The sequence below is a fragment of the Neolewinella litorea genome (genome assembly GCF_004803465.1).
GTDB classification, from domain to species: Bacteria; Bacteroidota; Bacteroidia; order Chitinophagales; family Saprospiraceae; genus Neolewinella; species Neolewinella litorea.
The window spans coordinates 330,469-348,261 of the sequence record NZ_SRSF01000004.1 but is presented as its reverse complement, the minus strand read 5'-3'; the positions used below and the strand labels follow the sequence as shown (position 1 = coordinate 348,261).

At 62.0% G+C, this 17,793-nt stretch carries 13 protein-coding genes and 1 tRNA gene; 12 read left to right on the top strand and 2 right to left on the bottom strand.

Features of this window, described 5'->3' with window-relative positions:
* Nucleotides 1-33 precede the first annotated feature (33 nt).
* Together E4021_RS12090 and hemW are read left to right on the top strand one after the other, a co-directional pair.
* Nucleotides 34-231 (top strand): hypothetical protein, encoded by a 198-nt coding sequence (locus E4021_RS12090; protein WP_136459616.1) that lies wholly within the window; start codon nucleotides 34-36, stop codon nucleotides 229-231.
* 256 nt (nucleotides 232-487) lie between these two features.
* A complete protein-coding gene (gene hemW / locus E4021_RS12085) occupies nucleotides 488-1,651 on the top strand; it encodes a radical SAM family heme chaperone HemW (protein ID WP_136459615.1) in 1,164 nt (387 codons plus the stop codon).
* Here hemW and E4021_RS12080 read toward each other — a convergent pair.
* Together E4021_RS12080 and E4021_RS12075 are read right to left on the bottom strand one after the other, a co-directional pair.
* Nucleotides 1,648-2,151, bottom strand: coding sequence for a hypothetical protein (locus tag E4021_RS12080; RefSeq protein ID WP_136459614.1), 504 nt, complete (start codon nucleotides 2,149-2,151; stop codon nucleotides 1,648-1,650). The genes hemW and E4021_RS12080 overlap by 4 nt on opposite strands.
* Nucleotides 2,152-2,237: 86 nt before the next feature.
* Complete coding sequence (locus E4021_RS12075; RefSeq protein WP_136459613.1) at nucleotides 2,238-2,747, bottom strand: hypothetical protein; 510 nt, start codon at nucleotides 2,745-2,747, stop codon at nucleotides 2,238-2,240.
* A 413-nt stretch (nucleotides 2,748-3,160) separates the two neighbouring features.
* Between E4021_RS12075 and E4021_RS12070 the strand changes: the two genes are divergently transcribed.
* The 10 genes from E4021_RS12070 (at nucleotide 3,161) to E4021_RS12025 (ending at nucleotide 17,464) form a co-directional block, all read left to right on the top strand.
* Nucleotides 3,161-4,021 (top strand): HAD family hydrolase, encoded by an 861-nt coding sequence (locus E4021_RS12070; protein WP_136459612.1) that lies wholly within the window; start codon nucleotides 3,161-3,163, stop codon nucleotides 4,019-4,021.
* Nucleotides 4,022-4,061: 40 nt separating this feature from the next.
* Nucleotides 4,062-7,196: a PVC-type heme-binding CxxCH protein gene (locus E4021_RS12065; RefSeq protein ID WP_211097010.1), complete on the top strand. Its 3,135-nt coding sequence runs from the start codon at nucleotides 4,062-4,064 to the stop codon at nucleotides 7,194-7,196.
* Between the two features lie 13 nt (nucleotides 7,197-7,209).
* Entirely contained in the window at nucleotides 7,210-8,199 is a 990-nt protein-coding gene (locus tag E4021_RS12060) for a ThuA domain-containing protein (RefSeq protein ID WP_136459610.1), read from the top strand.
* 101 nt (nucleotides 8,200-8,300) lie between these two features.
* Nucleotides 8,301-8,373: transfer RNA gene (locus E4021_RS12055), tRNA-Phe, on the top strand.
* A gap of 153 nt (nucleotides 8,374-8,526) precedes the next feature.
* Nucleotides 8,527-9,390 carry an ATP phosphoribosyltransferase gene (hisG, locus tag E4021_RS12050; protein WP_136459609.1) on the top strand — a complete coding sequence of 288 codons (864 nt, stop codon included), beginning with the start codon at nucleotides 8,527-8,529 and terminating at the stop codon, nucleotides 9,388-9,390.
* Nucleotides 9,390-10,679 carry a histidinol dehydrogenase gene (gene hisD, locus E4021_RS12045; protein ID WP_136459608.1) on the top strand — a complete coding sequence of 430 codons (1,290 nt, stop codon included), beginning with the start codon at nucleotides 9,390-9,392 and terminating at the stop codon, nucleotides 10,677-10,679. The genes hisG and hisD overlap by 1 nt, the downstream gene beginning before the upstream one ends.
* 13 nt (nucleotides 10,680-10,692) lie before the next feature.
* On the top strand, nucleotides 10,693-11,226 hold the full coding sequence (locus tag E4021_RS12040; RefSeq protein ID WP_136459607.1) for a GyrI-like domain-containing protein: 534 nt from the start codon (nucleotides 10,693-10,695) through the stop codon (nucleotides 11,224-11,226).
* A 44-nt stretch (nucleotides 11,227-11,270) separates the two neighbouring features.
* Nucleotides 11,271-12,335: a histidinol-phosphate transaminase gene (hisC, locus tag E4021_RS12035; protein WP_136459606.1), complete on the top strand. Its 1,065-nt coding sequence runs from the start codon at nucleotides 11,271-11,273 to the stop codon at nucleotides 12,333-12,335.
* Nucleotides 12,336-12,373: 38 nt separating this feature from the next.
* Nucleotides 12,374-13,516, top strand: a complete 1,143-nt coding sequence (gene hisB, locus E4021_RS12030; protein WP_136459605.1) for a bifunctional histidinol-phosphatase/imidazoleglycerol-phosphate dehydratase HisB — start codon at nucleotides 12,374-12,376, stop codon at nucleotides 13,514-13,516.
* Between the two features lie 447 nt (nucleotides 13,517-13,963).
* Nucleotides 13,964-17,464 carry a hypothetical protein gene (locus E4021_RS12025; protein WP_136459604.1) on the top strand — a complete coding sequence of 1,167 codons (3,501 nt, stop codon included), beginning with the start codon at nucleotides 13,964-13,966 and terminating at the stop codon, nucleotides 17,462-17,464.
* Nucleotides 17,465-17,793 lie beyond the last annotated feature (329 nt).

The following is a 17,793-nucleotide window of genomic DNA, read 5'->3' as shown; positions in this document are numbered from 1 at the left end:
CATTTCTTATATACCATTTACAATTTGGGGAGCATGATGTTCCTCGGTTGCTGGCTGGGTTTCCTGGTTTACTTGGGACTGGTGGTGCTGCTGGACTGGTGGATTTTCAATTTCTTATATGCCATTTGCAATTTGGGGGGCGTGATGTTCCTCGGTTGCTGGCTGGGTTTTGGGCTTAACTTAGGCTTGGGTGGTGCTGCTGGATTGCTGGATTTACAATTTCTCATTTAGCATTTACAATTTGGGGGCCGGTGTTCCTGGGTTGCTGGCTAGGTTTTGGGCTTGACTTAGGCTTGGGTGGTGCTGCGTGATTTTTGCTATAGTTGTAAGGAACCACGGTGCACGGCCTCATTACCTTTCCCGGGAACCTGCGCGCCGCCGCCCTAACCCGACGGATCGGAAAACTAAAGTGGTCTGCAGGGGTATACGGGTAGCGGGCAACGCAAGCGTCGCCGGCCTTGGTAAATGACAAATTGCACATTGTAAATTGCTGTACCTCCACATTCCTTTCTGTAAGCAAGCGTGCAGCTATTGCAACTTCCACTTCAGTACGAACCTGAAGGGGCGCGGCGGGGTGCTTGTCGCGATGGAACGGGAGTTGATCGTGCGGCGACAGGAATTGCCGGAGGGGCCGGCACCGACCATCTACTTTGGAGGTGGTACGCCCTCGCTGCTGACGGGCGAGGAACTCTCGCGACTGTTCGGGGTCCTAAAGGATGAAGGATACTGGGACCCGGCGGCGGATACCGAAATCACGCTGGAGGCGAACCCCGACGACCTGGATGCGGAAACGATCGCGGTGCTGGCGGACAGTCCGGTTAACCGGCTAAGCATTGGCATTCAGAGCTTCGACGCCGAGGACCTGCGCTTCATGAACCGCGCCCACTCCGCCCGGGAAGCGCTGACGGCGGTGGAAAAGGTGAGGGCTGCCGGATTCGGCAATCTCAGCATCGATTTGATCTACGGCGGACAAACCACCAGCGACGCCACCTGGCTGGAAAACCTGCGCATCGCCACCGACCTCGGGGTGCAGCACATTGCATCATACGCCCTGACGGTAGAGCCCCGCACCGCCCTGGGCCACCGGGTAGCCGCGGGCGCGGTACCGGACACGGACGATGACAAGTTTGCCCGTCAGTTTAATATGCTCATCGATCACCTAACGGGGGCCGGATTCGAGCACTACGAGATCAGCAACTTTGCCTTGCCGGGTCACCGGAGCCGGCACAACAGCGGTTACTGGACCGGGCAGTCCTACCTCGGCGTGGGACCGGGGGCCCACAGCTTCGACGGAGCCATGCGCCGACGCTGGAACGTGAGCAACAACGCCCGCTACGCGAGGGTCTGGCCGGACATCCGCAACGCCGCCGGGTTCGTGGCCAGTGGCCCCTTGCTTTACGAGGAAGAGATCCTGACCCCCCGCGACCGCTATAACGAATACGTGATGACGGGACTACGGCGCAGCGAGGGGATCGACCTGGTGGACCTGACGGATAGATTCCGCCAGGATATGGCGGAACATTTCCTGCGGGAAATCACGCCTTTCGTGGCCGCGGGAACGGTGGCGCGGTTGGTCGATGGTCGGCAATTTTGTCTGACACGCAGCGGATTGGCCGTAGCAGACGGTGTGGCCGCCGCGGTTTTTGCCTAGTCGTCCTCGTAGGCGTCACTGAAGCGATAGCGCACGGCAATGCCGCCCAAGTCGTAGCCAAAGCTACCCCTGTTGCCGTTGCGGCCAAAAAAGTAGGTAGGTACCCAGTCGGCCGATACGGAAACCGGGACATTTTCGAAATTGTATTCCAAGCCCAAATAGGCACTTGCGGTAACCACGGTGGCCCCGGTTTCGGAATGGTCATAACTCCACCGGCGGATTCCCGGCCCGGCCCCGTAGTAATAATTGAGGCCCCGCAGCGACTCGATCTGCTGGTGAGACAGGTAGGCGGCGTTTACGCTGATATATCGGGATACGTCGTAACCGCGGTAACCTACGTAGACCTCAGCGGCGTGCCGCTCGTTGAAGTAAGCTTTATAGCTGACGGCTGAGGGAGCCCCCACGCGCACACCGACTGCGGATCTGAAACTCTTCTGGGCGTCGGCAGTGAGCGCGACAAGTAGAAAAACGGGGAGAAGAAGGTAGCGGAGGCGGATCATGGTGGGTGTGGTTCACCCTTCCATTCGCCGGGGCACCCGTTCGTTACTGTTCCAGGGCCCTTCGCCCCCGATTGGTGGCCACTCCGCTACCGGATCCGAAACTTCCGCGGCAGGATGTAGCGTACCGCCAGGGCACCGGCACCAAGGCTGAAATTGTGGAAGTCGGTAGCTCGCTGGGTGCCGAGGTAGACGGTGGGGCGCCAGTCTGCGCTCACCGAAATCGGTGTATCGGGGAATACGTACTCCAGTCCGAGGTAGCCGGACAGGCTAACGGTAGCGGATCCGCGGTCGAATTCGTCGTAGTTCCAGAGCTGCAGTCCGGCTCCGGCTCCATAGTACCACTGGAGGTCGTCGATGGTACCCAGGTCCTGATGGATCTGGTAGGCCCCGTTGATGCTAAAGGCGCGGTAGCGGCGCCAGCTCCGCCAGCCGGCGTAGACCTCCACGGCGTCGCTGGCGTTCACGAAAGCCTTGTAGCTCACCGAGAGCGGATAGCCGAAGCGGACGCCGATGGCCTCGTCGTACGCCTGGGCCGCAGCCCGGGTGCTGAAGAGGATGAAGAAAAGGGCCAGCGCCAGGCATTTGCAAACGTTCATAGTAGTCCTTCAAGGTTGAACCGCAAAGACAGCAGAATCCCCACAATTATTGCAACCAGCAGGCCAATAATTGTCGTCGCCCGCTGTAGCCGGCGGCTCTCCCTTACCTCGTTCTGGTATTTCTCCCGCAACTTCGTGTCCACCGACGAGGTAATCGGGGGCCGGCGGCGGCGAACGGCCGACCGACGGGTACGGAGCGGCGTAGCGAACCTCCGGAAGTCGGAATGGGTAGCGGGAGTGGAATTTGCGGGTAACATGACTGATAACATTTGAATATGTAAGACAATCTATTCCCCGACGGCATACCCGTCCACTCCTTACGATACAGTCAAGGCCGGAATCGACGAATGCTTGTCGGCGGCGACGACCGGGGCCGGCAGTGAACATTTTTTTCCGGCTGTCTATGTAAAAGTATGTCCGCCACCTCCGCCACCAAGATCTTACGCGAACGCATCGTCCTCATCTTTGACTTCGACGATACGCTGGGGCCGAACACCACCCGGGCCTATCTGGAGCACCTGGGGTTGTCGTTTGACGACTTCAAGTCGCGGCTGCACGAGCGGAAGAAGAGAATGTGGCAGGCCCCGCTGGCCAAGGCCGATCTGTACCGGGAGTACAGTCACCGCAAAGGCAGCAAGTTGCGTCGGGAGACCATGCAGGCCTTCGGCAAAAAATTCCCCCTCTTTGCCGGGGCGGAGAACCTGGTGGACTGCCTGCGCGATTTCGTGCGGGAACTGGATGAGGACATCGAACTGGAGTTCGTGTTACTGACGGCCGGCTTCAAGACCATTCCGGAGCATTCGGTGATCGGTCAGCAGTTCGACCGCGTGTACGGCGGTGAGCTCCACTTCGACGATGAGGGGCGGATCCTGAGCGCACGGCGGGTCATCAGCCACGTCGACAAGGTGCACTACATCAAGCAACTGGTGCAGGGCCTCGACCTGGACCGCGCCAGCGAACTGGAGAATACCTACGTAGACCACGACGCCGAGCATTATTACGTACCCATGGCCCAGGTGATCTATGTGGGAGACGGCAACAGCGACATGTCGGCCTTTCAAATCGTGGAGCAGGGCGGCGGCGTGGCCGTGGCCATCGACAAGGATGGTGACGGGGAATGGGACAACTACGACGAGATGAGCCCGGGGCGCCGCGTCCACAACATCGCCCCGGCCGACTACCGGGAAGACAGTGAATTGATGAATACCCTCCGGCTGGCCCTGCGGATGATGGTCAACCGGATCAAGTTGTTGCGGCGCGGCCGGGACGAGTAGCGTCGGTGCTTTTGTATATTCGGTCGACCAAAGATCGATCGTGGCAAAATACCTATTCCTTTCCCTGCTGGCCCTGGTGCTGGCGGGTTGTTCCTCCGCCGACGAGGGGCTCCTGAAACTGCAGCCGGAGGACCGCATCGTCCTGATTGGCAATAACCTCTGCAGCCGGATGTCGGAGTTCGGTCACTTTGAGACCAGCCTCTACCAAATTTATCCCGAGGCCCGACTGACGGTACGCAACCTCTGCGACCCCGGTAACACGGCCGGCTTCCGGCCCCACGCCAGCCGCAATTCGCCCTGGGCCTTCCCCGGTGCCGAGGCCTTTAATCCGGACGTAAGCCGCGACAGCGGCAGTGAGGGTTTCTTCCCGACCGAAGACGAGTGGCTGGATTCCCTGAACGCCGACGTGATCATCGCCTTTTTCGGACTGAACGAGAGCTACGGCGGGCCTGCGGGCCTGACCAACTTTGCTTTGGAACTGGACAGCTTCCTGCGCTATTCGGCGCAGCAACGCTACAACGGGGAAAGCGCCCCACAGCTGGTGCTGGTCTCACCCCTCGCCTATGAGAACTCCAGCGAACTCGGCCTGCCCGATGGAGTCGCGGAAAATGAAAACCTGGCCCGCTATACCCGCGCCATGGCGGACATCGCTGCCGAGAACGGGGTGCCGTTCGTGGACCTGTTCTCCGTGTCGCAGGACTGGATGCAAGAAGGAACGCGGCTGACTACCGACGGCATCTCCCTCAACGATGCCGGCTACCGGCGCCTGGCCGATCACCTGGCCGAACGCCTGTTCGGCTCCTCGCCGCCGGCCGAGGATCCCGAACTGCTGGCCCGCGTCAAGGAAAAGAATCACTTTTGGCTGCTCGATTACAAGATGCCCAACGGCGTGCACGCCTACGGGCGGCGGTACAACCCTTACGGCCCCGACAACTACCCCTACGAAAAGGAAAAGGTGAAGCAGTTGACCGCGAACCGCGACGCGGCCATCCACGCCTACCTGCGGGGGGAGGACTACGACCTGGCACGAGCCGACGCCGAGACCCGTCCGTTGCCCCCCGTACAGACCAACTACGCGGTGGAGCCCGCCGACTCGGTGGAGTACCTCTATGGCGCCGACGCCCTGGCTACATTCACTACGGCGCCGGGCTTCCAAATCGAGCTGTTCGCCTCCGAGCGGGAATTCCCCGAACTGGCCAACCCCTGCCAGATGAACTGGGACGACCGCGGACGGCTCTGGGTTAGCCTGATGCCCAGCTATCCCCACTACAAGCCGGGCGACGACCTGCCCAATGACAAACTCGTCATCCTGGAAGACACCGACGCCGACGGCCGGGCGGATGAACTCAAGGTCTGGGCCGACAGCCTGCACCTGCCCGTAGGCTTTGAATTTGCCAATGGCGGCGTGTACGTGTCGCAGGGCACGGACCTCGTCTTTTTAAAGGATACCGACGGAGACGACCGGGCCGATTACCGCGAGACTATTATGAGCGGCTTCGACGACCACGACACCCACCACAACATCAGCGCCTACGAGGCCGACCCGGGGGGCGGCATTTACATGGGCGAAGGCGTTTTCCTACACACCAACGTAGAGACCCCCTACGGTCCGGTACGCGCCACCAACGGCGGTTTCTACCGCTTCAATCCCGCGCGGCGGCACCTGGAGCGCACAGCCCAAATTTCCATCCCCAACCCCTGGGGCATCATCTTCGACGCCTGGGGGCAGCCCATCTTCGCCCACACCAGTGGTCCGCGGGTGCAGTGGATGCTGCCTTCGACCATCAAGGACCTCTACGGGGTACAGAACCCCATGGCTCCCGACCTCATCGAGCCAGAGCACCGGGTGCGGCCTACCTCCGGCCTGGAAATCATTTCCAGCCGGCACTTTCCCGAGGAGATGCAGGGCGACCTCCTGATCAACAACACGATCGGATTCCTGGGTACCAAGCAGCACCGGGTCTTCGACCAGGGCGCGGGCTTCGATACCCGCTGGCGGCAGGATTTGCTCACGAGCACCGACCCCAATTTCCGTCCGGTAGACATGGAATTCGCCCCCGACGGCAGTCTCTATCTGGTAGACTGGCACAACGTGCTCGTGGGTCACATGCAACACAACGCGCGCGACCCCCTGCGAGACCACGTCCACGGGCGCATCTACCGCATCACCTACCCCGGCCGGCCGCTGGTACCGGAACCGAAAGTGGCCGAGGCTAGCATCCCCGAGCTGCTTGACAACCTGAAGGAACCCGAGTACCGGACACGCTACCGGAGCCGCCGCGTGTTGCGCGAGCGCGATCCGGCGAAGGTGATGACGGCCGTCGGGCAGTGGGCGAAGGCCCTGGACCGGCAGGACGAAAAGTACCCCGACTTCCTGCGCGAAGCCCTGTTCGTGACCTGGGGGGCGAACGCCATTGACCGGGAGATCTTGGACGCGGCCAGCCGGTCGGACGACTTCCGACTGCGGGCCGCCGCAGCCCGGGTGGTCCGCTACATGGGCCACCAACTGGAGGACGAGACCCGGCGCCTCGCCGCCTTTGCCGCCGACCCCCACCCCCGCGTGCGGATGGAGGCCATGACCGCCGCCAGCTGGCTGCCCAGGGAAGAAGGTGAAACGATCCTTGCCGAAGCCGAGCGGCAGGAACTGGACGAACTCGGTCGGGAGGTGCTACTCAATGCGCGCGCCCACCTGGCCAACAAGGCGTACATCGCCCCCGCCGCCAATATTGCCGAAGCGCCGGATAGTCCGATCGGGCGAGCCTATGCCCTCGGTGCCGAACTATTCGAGCAGGAGGGCTACTGCGGTACCTGTCACCAGCAAGACGGGCGGGGGCTGGCCGCGACGGGCTACCCGCCCCTGGCGGGATCCCCCTGGGTGACCGGCTCAAAGGAACGGCTGATCAAACTGGTCATGCACGGCCTCTACGGTCCCATGGAAGTGAACGGCAAGATGTACAACGGCCAGGTGCCCATGACCGCCTACGGCGGACTGATGAACGACGAGGAGATGGCAGCCGTGCTGACGTACGTACGCAACGCCTTCGGCAACGAGGCACCCATGATCAAGGCGGAAGACATCGCCGCCGTGCGCACCGCCACTGCGGGGCGTAAGGGCATGTACCGCGCCGCGGAACTGCTGGAGGAGCACCCCTTCCCCGAAGAAGTAAAGAAATAACGTGGAAATACCGATGATAAGAAACCTGCTGGCCCTGCTCCTGGCCACTTTCCTTTGCACCTGCGGACCCGCCCCCCAGGAAAACGGGACACCGGCCGCCGCCGCGGACACCGCCCCCCCGAAGATCGTCTTCCTCACCGGCGACGAAGAGTACCGCTCGGAGGAATCCATGCCCATGCTCGCCGACATCCTCGAGCGTGAGCTGGGGGCCGAAACGGTGGTGGGGTACTCCCTGGACAGCAACGGCGTGATCGACCCCAACAACCTCTACCACGTCAGCGCGCTCGACGAACTGGAGGACGCCGACCTCATGGTGGTTTTCCTGCGGTTCCGGCAGCTGCCCGCCGACATGGCCCGCAAGATCACCGACTACGCCGAAAGCGGCCGGCCCATCGTGGGATTCCGTACGGCCACCCACTCCTTCCGCTACACCGAGCCCCGCGACAGTGCCCTCATGGTGCTGAACGACGAGTGGCCCGCGCGGGTATTCGGCCAGCAGTGGATCACCCACCATGGCCACTTTGCCGACGGGCACGGGCGGCTCACCGAGGTGAGCCTGGTCGACGAACGCCGCGACAGCCCTATCCTGAACGGCGTGCAACCCTTCCAGGCCTATTCCTGGCTGTACCACGTCGACGGCGGCGAATGGAAACTGAGCGGAGACAGTGCGCCCCTGCTGATGGGCCATAGCCTGCGGTCGCAACACGAGGCGGACGGTAAACTGGACCAGTTCCCGCTGGACAATCCGGTAGCCTGGACAAAAACCTACACCGGCGAGAGTGGGAAGCCCGCCCGGGTCTTCTTCACTACCCTGGGTCACCCGTATGATTTCCGGGAGGAGTCGATGCGCAAGCTCGCGCTAAACGGCATCTATTGGGCGCTCGGGCGTGAGGCGGACATTCCGGCCGGTGGCGTGAACGCGGACTTCGCCGGGCCGTACGAGCCCAATAACTCCGGCTTTGGCAGCGAGTACAAGCCGGGCATGCGGCCGCGGACGCGGTGAGTTGGTCCGCAAACTTTTCCTGCATCCGCTTGCAAGGTTTCCAAGCTTATAATTACCTTTGCGACCGCCTTACCCGGGAACGCCCGGATTTACGGCAAATCGGTGCGGTAGCTCAGTTGGTAGAGCAATGGACTGAAAATCCATGTGTCGGCGGTTCGATTCCGCCCCACACCACATGATCCTTGGAGTTCACCATCATCATCTTTGTCTTCCTTGCCCGTCGGCGAGCGACCAGGTGGTGCGGTAAACTTTATACTCCCCAAACCTATTGCTCAGAGGTCCGCCGGAAAGTCCGGTGGGCCTCTTTGTATTTTACCCCGAATCGAAATGTCTACTCCCCCCCTCAGAATTGCCGTACAGAAATCCGGCCGCCTCCTTGATGAGTCCATCCAGCTCCTGAAGGAATGCGGCATCAAGATCGACAACGGCCGCGACCAGCTCAAGGCACCCGCCCGCAACTTCAACGCCGAGATCCTTTACCTACGCAACAGCGATATCCCGCAGTACATCCAGGACGGCGTAGCCGACATCGGCATCATCGGCGAGAATACCCTGATCGAAAAGCAGAAGGACGCCGAAGTGGTACAGAAACTGGGCTTCTCGAAGTGCCGACTCAGCCTGGCCACCCCCCGCGGCAGCCGCTACACCGGCCCCGAGAGCCTCAACGGCCGCCGCATCGCCACCAGCTACCCAAACAGCCTGCGGGCGTTTCTGAAAGACAAGGGGATCGAGGCCGAGATTCACGAGATCAGCGGCTCGGTGGAAATTGCGCCGAACATCGGACTGGCCGACGCCATCTGCGACCTCGTTTCGACGGGCAGTACCCTCTTCAAGAATGGCCTGGAGGAGCAGGACATCATCCTTCAATCCGAGGCCGTCATCGCGGCCAGTCCGCGCATCGACGCCGACCGTCGCGCCATTCTGGAGAAACTCGTCTTCCGCATCAAATCGGTACTCGCCGCACGCAACCAGAAGTACCTCCTCATGAACGTGCCCAACCGCAGCATCAAGGAAGTGATCAAGATGCTGCCCGGTATGCGCTCACCTACCGTCCTGCCCCTGGCCGAGGAAGGCTGGTCGAGCGTGCATACGGTGATCAGCGAAGACCGTTTCTGGGACATCATCGACCGCCTCCGCGACGCCGGGGCCGAGGGTATCCTGATCGTGCCCATCGCCAAAATGATCGTCTGATGAAGATCTACGAAGTGCCCAACCGCGGCGAGTGGGCCGCCCTCGTACAACGCCCCGCCAGCGACCTGGGCAAGCTTGAGGCTTCGGTCCGGGAGGTGATGGACCGGGTCAGGCGGGAAGGCGACGCCGCCCTGCGGGAATACACGGCGCGATTCGACGGCGTGGAGCTGGAGGATTTTGCCGTTTCCGCCGACACGGTGGCCGCCGCCGAAGCGGCCGTACCCCAAGACCTGAAGCGGGCCATCGGGGTGGCCTACCGCAACATTGAAAAATTCCACCGCAGCCAGCAAGCGGTGGTGGAGGAAGTCGAAACCATGCCGGGCGTGCGTTGCTGGCGGGAGAGCCGCGGCATCGACTCCGTGGGCCTGTACATTCCCGGCGGCACCGCCCCCTTGTTCAGTACGGTGCTCATGCTGGCCGTCCCGGCGCAACTGGCGGGTTGCCGCGAGATCGTGCTGTGCTCGCCCCCCGACCGGGAGGGCAACATACACCCCGCCATTCTTTACGCTGCCCGGTTGTGCGGGGTCACGAAGATCTTCCGCCTCGGAGGTTCCCAGGCCATCGCGGCCATGACGTACGGTACCGAGTCGGTGCCCCAGGTCTACAAACTTTTCGGTCCGGGCAACGCCTACGTCACCGTCGCCAAGCAATTGGCGCAGCTGCAGGGCCTGGCCATCGATATGCCGGCGGGGCCGAGTGAAGTTCTTGTTTGCGCGGACGCGGGTGCAAAGGATGCGCACGTAGCGGCCGACCTGCTCAGCCAGGCGGAGCACGGCCACGACAGCCAGGTCGTGCTCGTCACCGACAGCCGGGAAAAAGCCGGGCTGGTTTGGCAGGAAGTCGAGCGACAACTCGCCGAGCTGCCCCGACGCGCGCTGGCCGAGCAGAGCATCGCCAATAGTCTGGCGGTGGTTTTCCCCGATTGGTCGGACGCCGCGGAATACGTCAACCTCTACGCCCCCGAGCACCTGATCCTGAGTATGGCCGACGCCCGGGCATTCGCGGTCAAGATCCGCAACGCCGGTTCCATCTTCCTCGGGTACCACACCCCGGAGAGCGTCGGCGACTACGCCAGTGGCACCAACCACACCCTGCCCACTTACGGCTACGCGCGGCAATACAGCGGCGTGAGCCTCGACAGCTTCGTCAAAAAAATCACCTTTCAGGAGCTCACGGCCGACGGTCTGCGCAATATTGGCCCCGCCGTAGAGACCATGGCCGAGGCCGAACAGCTGCGGGCCCACCGAAATGCGGTAAGTTTGCGTCTGCGCGATCTCCCATCCGAATAGCCCCGCGCGTACCATGACGGAAGTTACCCTGCAAGACCTCGCTCCCATTCACCTGGTCGGCCTGTCCCAGCTCACCACCCTGGCCGCGCTGGATACCCCTACCCTGTGGCGGGCCTTCGCGCCGCGTATCGGGGAAGTGAATGCCCGGGCGGACGCCTACCGCTACGCGGTTCGGGAGTACCCCACCGCGGGTCAGCCGCTGCGCCTCGAGCCCGATACAGAGTACCGGGAATGGGCCGCCGTGGCCCTGACCAATGCCGACGACAGTTTGCCCGAGGGCCTGCAATTGCTCAAGATCCCCGGAGGGATCTACGCCCACTGTATTCACCGCGGGCTGGCGAGCGAGTTTGGCCGGACGCTGGACTACCTTTTCCGGACCTGGCTTCCCGCTTCGGGCTACTCCGTTGACAATAGCCGTCCGCACTTCGAGCGGATGGGCCCCAACTACCGGCTGGACGATCCGGAAGCCACCGAGGAAGTGTTTGTACCCGTGGTGCCGGCCGACTCACCCCTGCATACTGAAATTACCGTACCGCCCCAACCCTAACCTAACCGCCGTCGGGCGACCGCGTCCGGCCCTATACCAAGATCATGACCACCACCGAAAACGTTACCTGGACCGAAGCCAAGATCAAAGGGCTAGTACGCCCCAATATCCTAAATCTCACGCCCTACTCCAGCGCCCGCTCGGAGTTCAAGGGGCGCGCCGACGTTCTGCTGGACGCCAACGAGAGCCCCTTCGACACCGGAGTGAACCGCTACCCGGAGCCGCTGTCGACCGACATTCGCGAGGCCCTGGCCGGGATCAAAAACGTCCATCCGGACCGCATTTTCCTCGGCAACGGATCGGATGAGATTGTAGATCAGGTAACGCGGGTGTTCTGTATTCCCGGACGGGACGCGGTGGTGGCGCTGCCCCCGACCTTCGGCATGTACAAGGTGGCCGCCGGCATCAACGACGTGGAATTCCGGGCGGTGACCCTCAAGCCCGACTTCACCATTCCGGTCGACGAACTCAAGGCCAGCTGGGACGCCGCGGCCAAAATTCTCTGGCTTTGCAGTCCCAACAACCCCAGCGGCAACCTGATGGAAGCCGCCGTAGTGGAGGACCTGATTCGCAGTTTCCCCGGCATTGTGGTGCTGGATGAGGCGTACATCGACTTCATTCCGGAGGAAAGCTTCCTGCCGCGGTTGGACGAGTTCCCCAACCTGATAATCACCCAGACGCTATCCAAGGGCTGGGGCATGGCCGGGGTGCGGCTCGGAGCGGCCTACGCCAGCGAGTTCATCATCACGATGCTGCGCGCCATCAAGATGCCCTACAATATCAATGTCCTTACCAAGAATGCCGCCCTGGAGGCCCTGGCCCAACCCGAAGTGATGGAGGCGCGGGTCGACTTACTCAAGCGCGAGCGGCGGCGGCTGGAGCGGGAGCTCGGTCAGCTGTCCACGGTCGACTACATCTTTCCGTCGGTGACCAACTTCTTGCTGGTGCGCTTCACGGACTCCGATAAGGTTTACAACCACCTGCTTTCGGAGGGTATCGTGGTCCGCAACCAGAGCTACCAGCCGAACGCCAGCAACTGCCTGCGCATCACGGCCGGCACCCCTGAGGAGAACGACCAGCTTATCGCGGCGCTTCGCACCCTCGGTTAACCCTAATTTCCAAGAATCATCCTCCAGCGGCAACGCTTATGCCCCAGAAACTCCTCTTCCTTGACCGCGACGGCACCCTGATCCTCGAGCCCGACGACTACCAGGTCGACAGCGTGGACAAGGTCAACTTTTATCCCGGCATCTTCCGGTGGCTGGGCCGCATCGTGCGGGAACTGGACTACCGCCTCGTGATGATCACCAACCAGGACGGCCTCGGCACGGAGGCCTATCCCGAAACCACTTTCTGGCCCGCTCACAAACTTATGCGCCGGGCGTTGGCGGCCGAGGGCATTGAATTTATCGAGGAGCTGATCGACCGCACCTACGCCAGGGACAATGCTCCGACGCGCAAGCCGAATACCGGCCTGGTGGATAAGTACCTGCAGGACGACCGCTACGATATTGCCAACAGCTACGTCGTCGGGGACCGCCTCACCGACATGCAACTCGCCAAAAATATGGGGGCGCGCGGCTTCTGGCTGGCCAACGATCCGGAGCTCGGCAACGAAGAACTGAGCGACGATCCGCTGGCGGGCTTGCACGAAACCATCGCCCTGCGCACCACCGACTGGGAAGACATCTACCGCCACCTGCGACTGGAAAACCGTACGGCTTCCGTGCGTCGGACCACCAAGGAAACCGACATTCACATCACCCTCGACCTGGATGGCACCGGCAAGACGGAGATCGATACCGGACTCGGCTTTTTCGACCATATGCTCGACCAACTGGGCCGGCATTCCGGTTGCGACCTGACGATTCGCGTGAAGGGCGACCTCGACATCGACGAGCACCACACGATCGAGGATACCGCCATTGCGCTGGGGGAAGTGTTCGGCAAGGCCCTCGGCGATAAGCTCGGTATCGAACGCTACGGCTTCTACCTTCCGATGGACGACGCGCTGGCGCAGGTCGGGATCGATTTCGGAGGCCGGCCCTGGCTGGTCTGGGACTGCGAATACCGCCGCGAAAAGATCGGGGACATGCCTACTGAGATGTTTTTTCACTTCTTCAAATCCTTCACCGACGGTGCGCGCTGCAACCTCAACATCAAGGTGGAAGGGGACAACGAGCACCACAAGATCGAAGCCACCTTCAAAGCCTTCGCCAAAAGCATCAAGATGGCCAAGCGGCGGGACGTGGACAATATGCGGCTGCCGAGTACCAAGGGGGTGCTTTGAGTTCTAGTACGATAGTCGTACAGACCGGTAGTTCAATGGGCGGACTTTTGTTGAGGTGTCTAGCCCTGACACGTCCGACGTACTTTGGGTAGGTTGTAGGTGCACGTCCGACGTTTTTGTGGCGCTACACTCTTGAAACACCCCGTCATTCCCTTGTAAACCTTGCGTTTCGGCACCTAATACGTCCGACGTCCTTTGGCTGGGTTGCTAGTGGACGTCGGACGTCTTGCTGCACTGTTGAGAGGCCACGTCCGACGTCTTATAAGCAGGGCAGGCGACTAACTGGTGATTAACGCTACTTTCCGGACGGTAAAAGGGGCGAAATGCTATATCTATCTACGGTTTCAGCGCTGAGCACGTCCGACGTGTCAGAGTCTGGCGAGCCGGGCACGTCCGACGTCTGGGCCGGGGTAAGACTACAGGCCCGCGCCCCTGCGTTACCCACGAGTGATCCCAAAAGCATTGTGGCTGGTCCTCTGTTTACTGGGCGCCGGCGTGCTTGCGGCGCAGGAGGAGGGGTCGCTGTCCAACCTGCGGGAGAAAACGATCGCGGTCAATCCCGCCGGACAACTCGTGGATACCCTGACCATCGCGCCCGGGAGCCTGCAGGTCTTTGCCTTGGATGGGCGACGGATCTCCGAAGATCAATATATCCTCAGCGGACGATTCCTGCGCTGGACCAGCCTTACGCTTCCCGATTCCTTGCACCTGCGCTACCGCGCCCTACCCTTTGCGCTGGATGAGCGGGTAAGCCTGCTGGACTCGACACGGCTGCGGCAGGAGGAAGCCGGACTGGTGATCGGTGCCTACGACCCTTACGTGCGCGCCGGACTGCTCGACAACGACACCAAAGTGCAGACGCGGGGCAGCTTCAGTCGGGCCATCAGCTTCGGCAACCGGCAGGACCTGGTCCTGAACTCGGCCTTCAACCTGCAACTCAACGGCGAACTGGGCAACGGCATCGAGGTGGCCGCCGCCATCACCGACGAGAACCTGCCGGTGCAGCCGGAGGGGACCACCCAGCAACTGCGGGAATTCGACCGCATCTTCATCCAGTTGCGCAAGGACCGCAGCCAACTGACCGCCGGTGATTACGAACTGCGCAACCCGGACGGCTACTTCATGCGCTACTACAAGAAACTGGAAGGCGCCACTTTCACCACCGTGGCCGGCGACGGAGAGGAAGGAAGCGGGAGCTGGGAAAACAGCGCCAGCATCGCCGTGGCGCGCGGACAATTCATCCGCCAAAACATCACCCCCGGCGAGGGCAACCAGGGCCCCTACAAACTGACCGGAGACGGCGAGCAGCGATTCCTGATCGTGCTGGCGGGCACGGAACGGGTATACCTGGACGGCGAGTTGCTGGTCCGGGGGCTGGACGCCGACTACGTGATCGACTATAACCTGGCGGAACTGACCTTCACCACGCGGCGGCTCATTACCCGCGACGCCCGCATCACCGTCGAATACGAATACGCCGACCAGCGCTACCTGCGCACCCTGACGGCGGGGAGCAGTCATTACACCCGGGGGCGGATCTCGGGTTATGTAAACCTCTACTCCCAGCAGGACAGCAAAAATGCCACGGGCGACCTGCGGCTCACCGCCGCCCAGCGCGAAGCCCTCAGCCTGGCCGGGGACAATCCGAACGGCGTGGTAGTGCCCAGCATCGATACCCTGAGCGGGCGGGAAGAACTGCGCGCGACCTACGAACTGCTCGACACGGTCATCGACTGCGCCGTGACCCAGGCCTACCTCGTCAACAGCAATGATCCGGTGCGCGGACGCTACGTGGCCACTTTCACGGATCGCGGCCGCGGCGGCGGACCGTACAATCTCGACCCCGACCGGCCGGCCAACGAGCGGGTGTACGTATTCGTGGGGTACGACGAGGAGTGCCGGCCCCTGGGTCGTTTTGCCCCGGAGATTGACCTGGTAGCGCCGCGGCAGCAACAGCTTTTCAGTGCCGGGGGGGAATACCGCTTTGCGGGCGAAGGGTCCGTGCGTATGGAGGGCAGCCGGAGCAAATCCGACCTGAACCGGTTCAGCGACATCGACGACGGAGACGACGCCGGGCACGCCCTGCGGGTGGATGTGGACCGTACCCTCGCCCTGACCAGCGACAGCAGCGGGTGGGCCGTGGCCGGCCGCGGGCGCTACGAATGGGTGGAGGAGACCTTCACCTTCATCAATCCGTACCGCTCCCCGGAATTTTACCGCAACTGGAACCTGAGCAACCGCCTGAGTACCACCAGGCCGGAAGCGGCCACGGAGCAACTTGTCGGGGGTGGCGTAGGATTGTTGCGGGAGGGGGTGGGTCGACTCGACTACGATTTCGAGCAGTTCACCCGGGGGGAAGATTACCAGGGGCGGCGCCACGAGGGTCTGGTCCAGCTGCGCACGGCGGGTTGGGAGGCGGTCGGCAGCTACAGTCTGCTCAACAGCGAAGACCGGGAAAGCACCGGCACCTTCCGGCGTCCAAGCCTGCGCCTAAGCAAAAAATTCGCAAGCCTGGACGGCTGGGAACTGGCGGCGGCCTACGCCGGGGAAAAAAGCGTGCGCCGGCCGGGGGGCGGGGATACCCTTTCCGCGCTGTCGTTCCAGTACGACCGCTACACCCTTGGGCTGACCGCCCCGGCGAACGACCGCTACGGCTTCGCCCTGAGTGCCAGCCGGCGCGACGATCGCCTGCCCGACCTGACCGAACTGCGCGCGAGCACTTCGGCGCGGGAAGTAAGCGCGGAGGGCAAATACCAGGCCGCCCGCAACCTGCAGCTGGGGGGAAATTTCACCTACCGCGAACTGGATGTGCCCGGCCAGGACCTGGTGGAAGACAAACCCAGCAGCACCTTTTTGGGACGCCTTGATCTGCGGGCCGATGCGCTGAAACGGGCCTTTACCAGTCAGACCACCTACCAGGTAGGAAGCGGACAGGAGCCACGGGTGGACTTCCAGTACCTGTACGTTGGGCCCGGTTTGGGACAGTATATCTGGCAAGACAGTCTGTATAATAACGACGGCCGCATCCAGCCCAACGAGATTGAGTTGGCCCCCTTTGCCGATATCGCCGACTACATCCGGGTGAGCGTGTTCAACAACAACTTCATCCGCACCGACAACGTAAGCATCAACCAGCGCTTCAACTGGGATCCGGACCGTATCTGGCGCGGCGCGGACGGCATCCGGGATTTCCTTAGGCGCTTCGCCCTGAATACGGCCATCAATATCGACCGCAAAACCCAGGAGGCGGAGGACATCATGCCCTGGAATCCCTTCCAACTCGCCGTAGCCGACAGCAACCTCGTAGCCCTGAACGTGCGGCGGCGGCACGGAATCTTCTTCAACCGGGCCAGTCCGCGCTACGACATCCAGTTGTCCAACGACGAGCAGCGCAACCGAAGGGTGCTCACCACCGGCTACGAAAGCAGTCGGCGCGAAGACTGGGAACTGCGCTTCCGTTTTCGGCCGAACGACCAGCTTAGTCTGGAAGCTGCCGGCATCACCGGACGAAGGGAATCGGACTCCGAGCGGTTCAACGAGAAGGACTACAAGATTGTCTTCAACCGCCTGGAGCCGGGGATCAACTGGCAGCCGGGAGAATTCAGTTTCAATACCACGGTGGTAGCCGGGCGGGAGGAAAAAGTACTCCCGGCGGGCGACGGAGAATACACCCTGCGGCGGGAAGCCAAATTTGCCGGCAACTACCGCAACTGGATCAATGCCAGTTTCCAGTGGATACAGATCGAATTCGCGAACGGCCGTTCGGGCAGCCCCGTCGGTTTTGCTCTCCTGCAAGGCCTACAGCCCGGGCGCAACCTCCTGTGGAACCTGAGTCTCACCCAAAACCTCGGCGAATACCTCCAGCTCAACCTGCTGTATGATGGTCGGCAGACGGGAGAAGCGGCAGTGGTGCACGTGGGACGGGCGCAGGTTACTGCTCAGTTTTAGATGGCAAGGGGTGAAGGGGGTCAAAGGGTGAAGGTCTGAAGGGGTGAAGGACTGAAGGGGGTGTTGCACTCTTCCCTCACTGCGTTCGGGTAAGCGAGTCACTGAGCAAACGTTTTCAAGGCAGGCAGGGAGCGCGAAGGTAAGCGACACGGAGACGCCCCCGCCCGAGCCAGGTTACTGCTCAGTTTAGGGGGCAAGGGGTGAAGGACTGAAGGGGTGAAGGACTGAAGGGGGTGTTGCACTCTTCCCTCACTGCGTTCGGGTAGGTGAGTCACTGAGCAAACGTTTTCAAGGCAGGCAGGAAGCGCGCAGATAAGCGACACGGAGAC

Bases quoted from the DNA above. Each gene is read 5' to 3' on its own strand.
- E4021_RS12070 (WP_136459612.1), top strand. From the start codon at position 3,161: ATGTCCGCCACCTCCGCCACCAAGATCTTACGCGAACGCATCGTCCTC.
- E4021_RS12040 (WP_136459607.1), top strand. From the start codon at position 10,693: ATGACGGAAGTTACCCTGCAAGACCTCGCTCCCATTCACCTGGTCGGC.
- E4021_RS12090 (WP_136459616.1), top strand. From the start codon at position 34: ATGATGTTCCTCGGTTGCTGGCTGGGTTTCCTGGTTTACTTGGGACTG.
- E4021_RS12080 (WP_136459614.1), bottom strand. From the start codon at position 2,151: ATGATCCGCCTCCGCTACCTTCTTCTCCCCGTTTTTCTACTTGTCGCG.
- E4021_RS12060 (WP_136459610.1), top strand. From the start codon at position 7,210: ATGATAAGAAACCTGCTGGCCCTGCTCCTGGCCACTTTCCTTTGCACC.
- hisB (WP_136459605.1), top strand. From the start codon at position 12,374: ATGCCCCAGAAACTCCTCTTCCTTGACCGCGACGGCACCCTGATCCTC.
- hisG (WP_136459609.1), top strand. From the start codon at position 8,527: ATGTCTACTCCCCCCCTCAGAATTGCCGTACAGAAATCCGGCCGCCTC.
- hisD (WP_136459608.1), top strand. From the start codon at position 9,390: ATGAAGATCTACGAAGTGCCCAACCGCGGCGAGTGGGCCGCCCTCGTA.
- hisC (WP_136459606.1), top strand. From the start codon at position 11,271: ATGACCACCACCGAAAACGTTACCTGGACCGAAGCCAAGATCAAAGGG.
- E4021_RS12075 (WP_136459613.1), bottom strand. From the start codon at position 2,747: ATGAACGTTTGCAAATGCCTGGCGCTGGCCCTTTTCTTCATCCTCTTC.